Origin of the sequence: Micromonospora sp. NBC_00617 (genome assembly GCF_045161355.1) — a bacterium.
Lineage (GTDB): Bacteria > Actinomycetota > Actinomycetes > Mycobacteriales > Micromonosporaceae > Micromonospora.
This window is the reverse complement of record NZ_CP107751.1, coordinates 3,278,848-3,290,557: the sequence shown is the minus strand read 5'-3', so window position 1 is coordinate 3,290,557 and position 11,710 is coordinate 3,278,848. Positions and strand designations below refer to the sequence as shown.

Genomic DNA, 11,710 nt, shown 5'->3' with positions numbered 1-11,710 from the left:
ACCTTTGGCACGACGTGTTGGAGGATGCCCCTGGCGACGACCCGCTCGGTGACGTCGAGGATGGTGCGGTTCGCGGTCTCCGGGACGGGTCACCGGCAGCCGTGGAGTCCGTCGACGGCGAGGATGAGCCGGCCTCTCCTGCGGAGCCGGCCGAGGAGCCACCGGAGGAGGATGATCCGGAAGACCTCCTGGATCCTGGGGACGTGCTGCGCAGGCTGGCTGGCCTGCTGGGCGGTTCGACGATCGATGTCGGCGACGTTCGGGTTCAGGGACAGAACGCCACCGGTCCTGGCGCTGTCGCCATCGGAACGGTCAACGTCACCGCCGGACGATCCGACGGCGCCGGGCGCGTCTGGTTCGAGACCCTTGTCGAGGCCAGTGTCCGTGAGACTGCAAGCGGGTACGCGTACGCGCCGAGTGACCAGCGGCTCGACCACCATCTCCAGCAGCACCACCTGGTGTGCCTCTCCGGTCAGGCCGGGAGCGGACGGTTCACCTCGGCCACCCTGGCGGTGGTCCGGAGACACGGGTTCGAGCGGGTCCGCGTCCTCGGTGTCGACCAGTTGGCCGATCTGCTCGGCGCGGACGCACCGTTGCCCGCTGGGCACGGTTACGTGCTCCGGCTGAGTGAGGTGGCTCTTCGCGAGGCGGACGGGTTCGCGCTCGTCGCGCTGGCCGCCAGGGCCGAGACCTCCGGCACGACGCTGATCCTGATCGGGGACTTCTCCCGGCGAAAGCAGGACCTTGTCGGTCACGTCGTGGAACACCGCCGCGCCCCGGCGGTCGAGGTGTTTCGGGCGCAGCTTCGCCATCAGCTCAGAGGACAGTGCGTTGGCTGGTGCATGGGCACGTGCGATGGGCGTTGCGTGGAGCGATACGTGGATGAGGACTGCGTCGCGCATCCACTGCTGTCGGCCTACCTGGCCAGCGAACCCCGGCCCGGGGAAGTCGTCGCGATCGTCGCGACGATCGCTCGGACGGTCCCCAAGGGCGGCGCCCTGGCCGAGCGGCTGGAGCAGTTTCTGCCGCTTCAACTACGGGAGCGCGCGGCCGAGATCCTTGACGTGCGAGGCGGAAGCGAGGAGGTCGACGCGTTCCCGCACGACGAGGTGCGGGCGTTCCGCCTCTCCTGCGCGGTTCTTGCCGGGCAGCCCGTGACCGCGATACACCAGGCAGCTCAACGTCTGGCCCGGTTCGACTTCCCCGAACCCGCATCGACCAGTGCCCCTTTTCGTGGGTCGGTGCTCGACGCACTGTTGGGGGCGACGCTGGGCCAGGCCGTCACACGGCTGAACGACGCGCGCGTGCCGGGCGGCTGCCGGATCGAATTCTCGGCCGGCGCCGAGCCACTCCGGTCGGCGTTGCTGGACGTCGCGTGGACAGAATGGTGGTCGCCCAAACAGCTGCTCGACTGGTTGGCGGACCTGATCCGCGGTGACCTGCCAACGGTCCGGCAGGCCGCAGCCGGCGCCATCGGCTGGTCGGCGACACGCGACGTGCAGTCAGCCCTCGACACCGTGCGGGAACTGGCCCGGGAACGGCGGGCAGGGGTTCGGCAGGCCGCGGCGATCGTACTGATCGCCATGGCGATGCAGCCTGCGTTACGCACTCGTATTCGGACCGAACTCGATCAGTGGGCAGCCGGTTCGGCAGCTCACCCACGGGACACCGTGGCGCGTGCCTACAGCCTCGGGCTGGCCCAACTCTGGCCGGAGGCGGCGTTGGTCCAGTTGCGCCAGGTGGCGCAGGCCCGGATGCAGCGGTGGAACAACTCCGTCGCGCGGGGGCTGGTCGAGGTGTACCGCAACGGTCACGCGGCGAGCGTCGTGCCGGCGCTCGTGGACTGGACCGCGTCCGTCGACCCCGAGGTGCAGCTCCACGCCGCGCGGACCCTGCGGGTGCTCGCGGACCGCTGGGCTGAGCCGCCCAGAGAACACTGGCCGGAGCTGCTGCACCTGGTGGATCAGCGAACGATCGAACTGGCCGACCTGGCCGTGCTCTGGGCGACCGCCCTCAGCCTGCCGAAAACGGCGTACCGATCGTGGCGAACCCTCGGCTTCTGGCTGGACCGGGCGGATCAGCAGCCAGCCGTCGCCAGCCACTGCCTTCAACTTGTGCGGCACGTGATCGCTGGACAGCCGGCACTGCGGCATCGCCTGGACCATCAGCTCCACCACGTATGGCGTCCTGTGATGCCGCACAACGACCTGCTCGACGACGTACAACGACTGATCGATGAGGAGACTCGATGACCATGGGCCCCGCCGGTGGTCCCGGCACGAGACCATCCATACCTGGGCAGGTGGAACGCCGTCGTTGGTGGCACGCGTTCTTCCCGCCGACCCAACTCCCGCTTCCTCCGGCCCCGCCAGCGCCGATCGTCCCCGCCACCGTGACGTTCCGTCAGGACGTCCCGGCGCCGATCCTGGTGCCAGCGAAGGGGGACGCATTCGACTTCCGCCTGCACGCCGTCTACAACTGGACGGCGCAGAACATGACGTACGAGGAGCTTCGGCTCCGCGCCGAGCGCTATCTCGGGTGGGCTGGCGGGATCGTCCGGGAGCGGGCAGTGGACCTGGCACGTGAACATGAGCCCCACCGTTCACACGACCTCGAGCGTGCGCTGAACAATCGCCTCGGTGGACAACGGTGGCCGCGCGAGGGTGCGGTGCCGCACTTCAGCGTGCTCGTGCGCGTCAGCCCGGACGAGCGGGTCCGAGAGCGGCTGCGGCCGTACTGGGAGGATCGCATCAGGCTTGAGTGTGATCACGAGTTGCAGAAGATCAAGGCGACCCAGGCGGATGAGCTGACCCGTCGCTGGTGCGCGGTGCTGCAGAATCTTGAGGACGATCCGGTCACCTCGCATGCCGCGCGGTTGACCGGCGAGCAGTTCGCCGAGGTGTTCCGTCGGTACGTGGAAGAACGTCGGGAAACCGTTCCCGAGCTCGTGAAGCTCCTGCGCGAGGCGGTCCGGGGACACAGCGATCTCGGTATGGGGCCGAGCGAGTACACGGAGGCATGGGACGCCGCCCTGCGGACGTACGAGCGACAGCAGGGATTGTCCGAGCGGGTGTACTGAGGGTGGGTGTCCTCTGCCGGAGCGCTCCGGCAGAGGACACCTGACATCCGGGAAGCACACTTGCGTTCATCACCATGCAGTCGACTGCATGAACTTGCAGTGATTCACTGCTCTTGCTAATCTCCTCCGTATAGTCATGCGGAGGTGAGTATGGGGATCCGAGTCGCGGTCGCCGGAGCGAGTGGGTACGCCGGAGGCGAGCTGCTGCGTCTGGTCGCCGGGCACCCGGAGTTCGATCTGGTCGCCGCCACCGCGCACAGTCAGGCCGGGCACCGCGTCGACGTGGTGCACCCGCAGCTCACCGGGCTCGACCTGGTGCTCGGCCAGACCGACCCGGCGACTCTCGCCGACGCGGACCTGGTCTTCCTGGCCCTGCCGCATGGCGAGTCGGCGGCCCTCGCGTCCCAGCTGCCGGCCGAGGTGCGCGTCGTCGACCTGGGGGCCGACCACCGGCTCGCCGACCCGTACGCCTGGGCGCAGTACTACGGCGGCACGCACGCCGGCCAGTGGACCTACGGGCTTCCCGAGCTGCCCGGCCAGCGGGAGCTGATCGCCGGCTCGACCCGGGTCGCGAACACCGGCTGCTACGCCGCCGCGATCACCCTGGCGCTCGCGCCGCTGATCGCCGACGGCGCGGCCAGCCCCGCCGACGTCGTGGTGGTCGCCGCGTCGGGCACGTCCGGCGCGGGCCGGGCGGCGAAGCCGCACCTGCTGGCCAGCGAGGTGCAGGGGGACCTGTCGCCGTACCGGGTCGGCACCCACCAGCACGTGCCCGAAATCAAGCAGGCGTCCGGGGCGACCGGGCTGTCGTTCACCCCGGTTCTCGCGCCGATGCCGCGCGGCATCCTGGCCACGGTCACCGCAGTGCCGGCGCGCGGCGTCGACCCGCAGCAGGTGCTGGCGCAGGCGTACGCGGACGCGCCGTTCGTGCACGTGCTGGCGGAGGGGCGGTGGCCACACACCGCTGCCACGCTGGGCTCCAACTCGTGCCACCTGCAGGCCACCGTCGACGTCGACTCGGGTCGGCTGATCGTGCTCAGCGCGCTGGACAACCTCGGCAAGGGCGCGGCCGGTCAGGCCGTGCAGAACGCCAACCTGATGCTCGGCCTGCCGGAGACGACGGGCCTGTCGATCTGGGGAGTGAGCCCGTGAGCGCGAGGGGTGCAGCAGTCGCGACCGAAAGGCAGGCGCCGTGAGTGTCACCACCCCCCGGGGGTTCCGGGCGGCCGGGGTGGCCGCCGGTCTGAAGGCCAACGGCGGCGCGGACGTCGCCCTGGTGGTCAACGACGGCCCGGACGCCGGTGTCGCCGGTGTCTTCACCACGAACCGGGTCAAGGCAGCGCCGGTGCGCTGGAGTCAGCAGGTCGTGCAGGGCGGTGTGGTCCGGGCGGTCGTGCTCAACTCCGGTGGCGCCAACGCCTGCACCGGCCCGGCCGGCTTCCAGGACACGCACGCCACGGCCGAACACACCGCCTCCGTGTTGAGCGCGGTCAGCCCGCGGCTGCTCCTCGGCGCCGGTGAGGTCGCGGTCTGCTCGACCGGCCTGATCGGTGAGCGGCTGCCGATGCCGAAGCTGCTGCCGGGCGTCCGATCGGCGATCAAAAACTTGTCCCGCGACGGTGGCGCGGCCGCCGCCGAGGCCATCATGACCACGGACACGAGGCCGAAGACCACTGTGGCCCGGGGGAGCGGCTGGACGGTCGGCGGCATGGCGAAGGGCTCCGGGATGCTCGCGCCGGGGATGGCCACCATGCTCTGCGTGCTGACCACCGACGCGGTGGCCGGGCCGGCGACGCTGGACGAGGCGCTGCGCGCGGCCACCCGGGTGACCTTCGACCGGGTCGACTCCGACGGCTGCATGTCCACCAACGACACCGTGCTGCTGCTGTCCAGTGGCGCGAGCGGCATCGAGCCCACCCCGGCCGAGCTGGCCGCCGCTGTCACGACGGCCTGCCACGACCTTGCCCAGCAGCTCATCGCCGACGCCGAGGGCGCCACCAAGCAGGTCGCCATCGACGTGGTCGGCGCCGCCGACGAGAACGACGCGGTCGAGGTGGGCCGTACGGTGGCCCGCAACAACCTGGTCAAGACCGCGCTGTTCGGCAACGACCCCAACTGGGGCCGGATCCTCGCCGCTGTGGGCACCACCGCCGCCGCGTTCGAGCCGGACGAGGTGGACGTCGCGGTCAACGGGGTGTGGGTGTGCCGGGGCGGCGCGGCCGCCGAGGAGCGCTCGAAGGTCGACCTCACCGGGCGGGACGTGACGATCCGGATCGACCTGCACGCCGGCGACGCGGTGGCGACGATCTGGACCAACGACCTGTCCCACGCGTACGTGCACGAGAACTCGGCGTACTCCACATGAGTCTCAACGGCGATCTCACCCGCGCCCAGGTCAAGGCGGAGACGCTGATCGAGGCCCTGCCCTGGCTGGCGCGTTTCTCCGGCTCCACCGTGGTGGTCAAGTACGGCGGCAACGCGATGACCGAGCCGGCGCTGCAACGGGCGTTCGCGGCCGACATGGTGTTCCTGCGGTACGCCGGTCTCAAGCCCGTCGTGGTGCACGGCGGCGGCCCGCAGATCTCGGCCATGCTGGGCCGGCTCGGCATCGCCAGCGAGTTCCGGGGCGGCCTGCGGGTGACGACCGCCGAGGCGATGGACGTGGTCCGGATGGTGCTGGTCGGGCAGGTGGGCCGGGAGCTGGTCGGGCTGATCAACTCGCACGGCCCGTTCGCCGTCGGGCTCTCCGGCGAGGACGCGCGGCTGTTCACCGCGGTGCGCCGCCCCGCGTACGTGGACGGGCTGCCGGTCGACGTCGGCCAGGTCGGCGACGTCGAGTCGGTGGACACCTCGGCGGTGACCGACCTCATCGACGCCGGCCGGATTCCGGTGATCTCCACGGTCGCTCCGGACGCGGACGGGGTCCTGCACAACCTCAACGCGGACACCGCCGCCGCCGCCCTCGCCGTCGCGTTGCGGGCCCGCAAGCTGGTCGTGCTCACCGACGTGGCCGGCCTGTACGCGGACTGGCCGGACACCACCAGCCTGGTCTCCGAGATCACCGCGGACGACCTGGCGAAGCTGCTGCCCAGTCTCGAGTCGGGGATGGTGCCCAAGATGGAGGCCTGTCTGCGGGCGGTGCGCGGGGGAGTGCCCGCCGCGCACGTCGTCGACGGCCGGGTGGCGCACTCCACGCTGCTGGAGGTCTTCACGTCGGAAGGGTTCGGAACGATGGTGGTGCTTCAGGACGGGATGGTCGGGGCATGAGCAGCCTGGCGCAACGGTGGACGCAGTCCATGATGGACAACTACGGCACGCCGCCGCTGGCGCTGGTCTCCGGCGCGGGCGCCGTGGTGGTCGACGACGCGGGCCGCGAATACCTCGACCTGGTCGGCGGGATCGCGGTCAACGCCCTCGGTCACGCCCACCCGGCGGTGGTGGCCGCGGTGTCCAAGCAGGTCGCGACGCTCGGGCATGTCTCCAACCTCTACATCGCCGAGCCGCCGGTCGCCCTCGCGGAGCTGCTGCTGGCGCTCGCCGGCCGGCCCGGCCGGGTCTTCTTCGCCAACTCCGGCGCGGAGGCGAACGAGGCCGCGTTCAAGCTGTCCCGGCGCACCGGGCGCAGTCACGTGGTCGCCACCAACGGGGCCTTTCACGGTCGCACCATGGGTGCCCTCGCGCTGACCGGCCAGCCCGCCAAGGCCGACCCGTTCCGGCCGCTGCCCGGCGAGGTGACCCACGTCGACTTCGGCGACGTCGCCGCTCTCGAGGCGGCGGTCACCGACGCCACCGCCATGGTCATCCTGGAGCCCATCCAGGGCGAGAACGGCGTGGTCGTCCCGCCGGCCGGCTACCTGGCGGCGGCGCGGCGGATCACCGACCGGCACGGCGCGCTGCTGGTGCTCGACGAGGTGCAGACCGGCATCGGCCGCACCGGGCACTGGTTCGCCCACCAGGGCGAGGGCGTCGAGCCCGATGTGGTGACCCTGGCCAAGGGGCTGGGTGGCGGGCTGCCGCTCGGCGCGACGCTGGCCTTCGGTCGTGCCGCCGACCTGCTCACGCCCGGCTCGCACGGCACCACCTTCGGCGGCAACCCGGTGAGCTGCGCCGCCGCGCTCGCCGTGGTGGCGACGATCGCCAACGAGGGGCTGCTCGACCACGTCCAGCGCGTCGGCGAACGGCTGCGCCGGGGCGTCGAGGCGCTGGGTCATCCGCTGATCGACGGCGTGCGCGGGGCCGGGCTGCTGCTCGGCGTGACCCTCACCGCGCCGGTGGCGCCGGTGCTCGCCGAGACGCTGCGAGACGCCGGCTTCCTGGTCAACGCGGTGCAGCCGGGCGTACTCCGGCTCGCCCCGCCGCTGATCCTCACCGCCGTCCAGGCCGACGCCTTCCTCGCCGCGCTCCCGGCGGCGCTGGACGCGGCGGCCGCTGGAACCGACAGGACGCCGGCCACCACCACGGCGCCGGCCACCACCACGACGGGGACGACCGCATGATCCGGCACTTTCTGCGCGACGACGACCTCTCGCCCACCGAGCAGTCCAGCGTGCTCGACCTGGCGGTGCGGATGAAGGCCGACCGCTTCGGCCACCAGCCGCTGGCCGGCCCCCGCTCGGTGGCGGTGCTCTTCGACAAGCAGAGCCTGCGCACCCGGATCTCGTTCGACGCCGGCATCGCCGAGCTGGGCGGGCATCCCCTGGTCGTGGACACCCAGGTCACCCACTTCGGCCGGGGCGAGACGCTCGCGGACGCCGGCCGGGTGCTGTCGCGCTACGTCGCGGCGATCGTCCTGCGCACCCACGGCGACGACCGGATCGCCGAGGTGGCGAGCGGCGCGAGCGTCCCGGTGATCAACGCGCTCACCGACGGGTTCCACCCCTGCCAGCTGCTGGCCGACCTGCTCACCATCCGGGAGCGGTGCGGCGGCACGGCCGGCCGGACCCTCACCTACGTGGGCGACGGCGCCAACAACATGGCGCAGTCGTACCTGCTGGCCGGGGCGACGGCCGGGATGCACGTGCGGATCGCCGGCCCGGCCGGCTTCGCGCCGGCCCCGGCCGTCGTGCAAAGAGCGGCGGAGATCGCCGCCGGCACGGGCGGGTCGGTACGGGTGCTGACCGACCCGGCCCAGGCGGCCCGCGACGCCGACGTGCTGGCCACCGACACGTGGACGTCGATGGGGCAGGAGGCCGACGGACTGGACCGGGTCACCCCGTTCCTGCCGTACCAGGTCAACAAGGAGCTGCTCGGCCAGGCCGCATCGGACGCGATCGTGCTGCACTGCCTGCCCGCCCACCGGGGTGAGGAGATCACCGACGAGGTGTTCGACGGCCCGCAGAGCGCGGTCTTCGACCAGGCGGAGAACCGGCTGCACGCCCAGAAGGCGCTGCTGACGTTCCTGCTCACGGTGTCCGGGGAGCAGCGGTGACCGCCCCGTTGACCCGCGCCGCCCGGCACGCCCGGATCGTGGAGCTGATCCGGGACCGGGCCGTGCGGTCGCAGACCGAGCTGGCCGACCTGCTCGCCGCCGACGGCGTCGGGGTCACCCAGGCCACCCTTTCGCGAGATCTGGAGGAGTTGGGCGCGGTCAAGGTGCGCGGCGGCGACGGCCCGGCCGTCTACCTGATTCCCGAGGACGGCCAGCGGCCGCTGCGCGACGCCGAGGCGGCGCCGGCCCGGCTGGTGCGGTTGCTGCGGGAACTGCTCAACGGGGTGGACGCCAGCGGCAACATCGCCGTGCTGCGTACCCCGCCGGGCGCAGCCCAGTACCTGGCCAGCGCGTTGGACCGGGCGGGCCTGCCCGAGATCGTCGGCACCATCGCCGGCGACGACACCATCCTCGTCGTGGCCCGCGAGGCCGTCGGCGGGGCCGCGCTCGGTGACAAGCTCGCCGGCTGGGCCCGCCGGGACGACACCGTTGAAGGGAACACCACGTCATGACCGAGCGGGTCGTCCTCGCGTACTCCGGGGGGTTGGACACCTCCGTGGCGATTCCCTACCTGGCCGAGCAGACCGGCGCCGAGGTGATCGCCGTGGCGGTCGACGTCGGGCAGGGCGGTGAGGACCTCGACGCGATCCGGCAGCGCGCCCTGGACTGCGGCGCCGCCGAGTCCGAGGTCGTCGACGCGCGCGACGAGTTCGCCGCCGACTACTGCGTGCCGGCCATCCGGGCGAACGCCCTCTACATGGACCGCTACCCGCTGGTGTCGGCGCTGTCCCGGCCGCTGATCGTCAGGCACCTGGTGGCGGCCGCGCGCAAGCACGGCGGGACGATCGTTTCGCACGGGTGCACCGGCAAGGGCAACGACCAGGTCCGGTTCGAGGTGGGTCTGAACGCGCTCGCCCCCGAGCTGAAGATCATCGCGCCGGCCCGGGATTTCGCCTGGACGCGGGACAAGGCGATCGCGTTCGCCGAGGAGAAGGGGCTGCCGATCGACGTGTCGGCGAAGTCCCCGTACTCGATCGACCAGAACCTGTGGGGCCGCGCCGTGGAGACGGGTTTCCTGGAGGACATCTGGAACGCCCCGATCGAGGACCTCTACTCGTACACCGACGACCCGGCGGAGCCCCGCGACGCCGACGAGGTCGTGATCACCTTCGACGGCGGTGTGCCGGTGGCGATCGACGGTGAGACCGTCACCCCGTACCAGGCGATCCTGGAGTTGAACCGGCGCGCGGGCGCCCAGGGCGTCGGCCGGCTCGACATGGTCGAGGACCGCCTCGTGGGCATCAAGAGCCGCGAGGTGTACGAGGCGCCCGGCGCGATCGCGCTGATCACCGCCCATCAGGAGCTGGAGGCGGTGACCGTCGAGCGGGACCTGGCCCGGTTCAAGAAGAGCGTGGACCAGCGCTGGGGTGAGCTGGTCTACGACGGCCTGTGGTTCTCGCCGTTGAAGGACTCGCTGGACGCGTTCATCGACGACGCGCAGCGGCACGTGAGCGGCGAGGTGCGGCTGACCCTGCACGGTGGCCGGGCCACCGTCACCGGCCGGCGCTCCGAGGAGGGCCTCTACGACTTCGGGCTGGCCACCTACGACACCGGCGACACCTTCGACCAGTCCCTCGCGAAGGGCTTCGTGCAGTTGTGGGGCCTTCCGAGTCGGATGGCCGCGGCCCGCGACGCCCGGCTGGGTGGCTGACGACCATGGGGACCACAATGGGCGGCGTGGACGACAAGAGCCTCACCGAGAACAGCGCCGGCACCAACCGGACGAGCCTGTGGGGTGGCCGGTTCGCCGGCGGCCCCGCGGAGGCGCTCGCCCGACTGTCGGTGAGCGTGCAGTTCGACTGGCGCCTGGCCCCGTACGACATCGCTGGTTCCCGGGCGCACGCCCGGGTCCTGGCCGGCGCCGGCCTGCTCGACCCGGAGGAGCTGGGCCGGATCCTGGCGGCCCTGGACGACCTGGAGGCGGCCTGCGCCTCGGGGGCGTTCCGGCCCACCGTCGACGACGAGGACGTGCACACCGCGCTGGAGCGGGGCCTGTTGGAGCGCCTGGGCAGCCTCGGCGGCAAGCTGCGCGCCGGCCGGTCCCGCAACGACCAGGTCGCCACCGACCTGCGGCTCTACCTGCGGGACCACGCGCGCGGGGTGGCCAGCCGCCTGGTCGAGCTGGCCGAGGCGCTCACCGAGCAGGCCGAGCGGCACATCGACACCGCCGCGCCCGGGATGACCCATCTTCAGCACGCCCAGCCGGTCACCTTCGGGCACTGGCTGCTCGCCCACGTGCAGCCGCTGCTGCGTGACCTGGAGCGGCTGCGCGACTGGGACCACCGGGCGGCGATCAGCCCGCTCGGCGCGGGTGCGCTCGCCGGGTCCGGGCTTCCGTTGGACCCGGTGGCGGTGGCCAAGGAGCTGGGCTTCCGGACGTCGTTCGCCAACTCGATGGACGCGGTCGCCGACCGGGACTTCGTGGCCGAGTTCCTGTTCACCACCGCGCTGATCGGGGTGCACCTGTCCCGTCTCGGTGAGGAGGTGGTGCTCTGGACCTCACACGAGTTCGGCTGGGTGGAGCTGGACGACGCCTTTGCGACCGGTTCGTCGATCATGCCGCAGAAGAAGAACGCGGACATCGCCGAGCTGGCCCGGGGCAAGTCCGGGCGGCTGGTCGGTGGCCTGATGACGGTGCTGACCATGCTCAAGGGCCTGCCGATGACGTACGACCGGGACATGCAGGAGGACAAGGAGCCCGCGTTCGACGCGGTCGACACCCTGGAGCTGCTGCTGCCCGCCCTGGCGGGGATGATCTCCACGATGACGGTCCGGGTGGACCGTCTCGTCGCCGCCGCCCCGGTCGGGTTCTCGCTGGCCACCGAGGTCGCCGACTGGCTGGTCCGGCGCAACGTGCCGTTCCGCGACGCGCACGAGATCACCGGGCGGCTGGTGGCGCTCTGCGCGGCCCGGGAGTGCGAGTTGGAGGACGTCTCCGACGCCGATCTGGCCGCCGTCAGCGAGCACCTCGACCCGTCGGTGCGCGACGTGCTCTCGGTGCGGTCGGCCCTCGCGGCTCGGACCACCCCCGGCTCGACCGGCCCCGGCCCGGTCGCCGACCAGCTCGCCGCCGCGGCGGACCGGCTGGCCGGCTGGCGGGACTGGGCCACCGAGCGGGTCGTACCCCGCTGAGGTTGCCGTGG

The 11,710-nt window shown here is 72.0% G+C and carries 11 protein-coding genes; 10 read left to right on the top strand and 1 reads right to left on the bottom strand.

The window, feature by feature from the left end:
- Nucleotides 1-89: 89 nt before the first annotated feature.
- On the bottom strand, nucleotides 90-455 hold the full coding sequence (locus OG505_RS15010) for a hypothetical protein (protein WP_405433943.1): 366 nt from the start codon (nucleotides 453-455) through the stop codon (nucleotides 90-92).
- Nucleotides 456-563: 108 nt separating this feature from the next.
- Between OG505_RS15010 and OG505_RS15005 the strand changes: the two genes are divergently transcribed.
- From OG505_RS15005 to argH, 10 genes are all read left to right on the top strand, one after another.
- The gene (locus OG505_RS15005) at nucleotides 564-2,252 is read left to right on the top strand and encodes a hypothetical protein (RefSeq protein WP_405433942.1); all 1,689 of its coding nucleotides are present in this window, start codon (nucleotides 564-566) and stop codon (nucleotides 2,250-2,252) included.
- Nucleotides 2,249-3,079 carry a hypothetical protein gene (locus OG505_RS15000; RefSeq protein WP_405433940.1) on the top strand — a complete coding sequence of 277 codons (831 nt, stop codon included), beginning with the start codon at nucleotides 2,249-2,251 and terminating at the stop codon, nucleotides 3,077-3,079. The genes OG505_RS15005 and OG505_RS15000 overlap by 4 nt, the downstream gene beginning before the upstream one ends.
- Before the next feature lie 150 nt (nucleotides 3,080-3,229).
- Nucleotides 3,230-4,231, top strand: a complete 1,002-nt coding sequence (gene argC, locus OG505_RS14995; RefSeq protein WP_405433938.1) for an N-acetyl-gamma-glutamyl-phosphate reductase — start codon at nucleotides 3,230-3,232, stop codon at nucleotides 4,229-4,231.
- A gap of 40 nt (nucleotides 4,232-4,271) precedes the next feature.
- A complete protein-coding gene (gene argJ, locus OG505_RS14990) occupies nucleotides 4,272-5,444 on the top strand; it encodes a bifunctional glutamate N-acetyltransferase/amino-acid acetyltransferase ArgJ (RefSeq protein ID WP_405433936.1) in 1,173 nt (390 codons plus the stop codon).
- Nucleotides 5,441-6,346: an acetylglutamate kinase gene (argB, locus tag OG505_RS14985; protein ID WP_405433934.1), complete on the top strand. Its 906-nt coding sequence runs from the start codon at nucleotides 5,441-5,443 to the stop codon at nucleotides 6,344-6,346. Before argJ ends, argB begins: the two co-directional genes overlap by 4 nt.
- Nucleotides 6,343-7,575: an acetylornithine transaminase gene (locus OG505_RS14980; protein WP_405433933.1), complete on the top strand. Its 1,233-nt coding sequence runs from the start codon at nucleotides 6,343-6,345 to the stop codon at nucleotides 7,573-7,575. Before argB ends, OG505_RS14980 begins: the two co-directional genes overlap by 4 nt.
- Entirely contained in the window at nucleotides 7,572-8,507 is a 936-nt protein-coding gene (gene argF, locus OG505_RS14975; RefSeq protein ID WP_405433932.1) for an ornithine carbamoyltransferase, read from the top strand. The genes OG505_RS14980 and argF overlap by 4 nt, the downstream gene beginning before the upstream one ends.
- Nucleotides 8,504-9,019 (top strand): arginine repressor, encoded by a 516-nt coding sequence (locus OG505_RS14970; RefSeq protein WP_405433931.1) that lies wholly within the window; start codon nucleotides 8,504-8,506, stop codon nucleotides 9,017-9,019. Before argF ends, OG505_RS14970 begins: the two co-directional genes overlap by 4 nt.
- Nucleotides 9,016-10,218: an argininosuccinate synthase gene (locus OG505_RS14965; protein ID WP_405433929.1), complete on the top strand. Its 1,203-nt coding sequence runs from the start codon at nucleotides 9,016-9,018 to the stop codon at nucleotides 10,216-10,218. The genes OG505_RS14970 and OG505_RS14965 overlap by 4 nt, the downstream gene beginning before the upstream one ends.
- Nucleotides 10,219-10,235: 17 nt before the next feature.
- Nucleotides 10,236-11,699, top strand: a complete 1,464-nt coding sequence (argH, locus tag OG505_RS14960; protein ID WP_405434510.1) for an argininosuccinate lyase — start codon at nucleotides 10,236-10,238, stop codon at nucleotides 11,697-11,699.
- The last annotated feature ends 11 nt before the right edge of the window (nucleotides 11,700-11,710 follow it).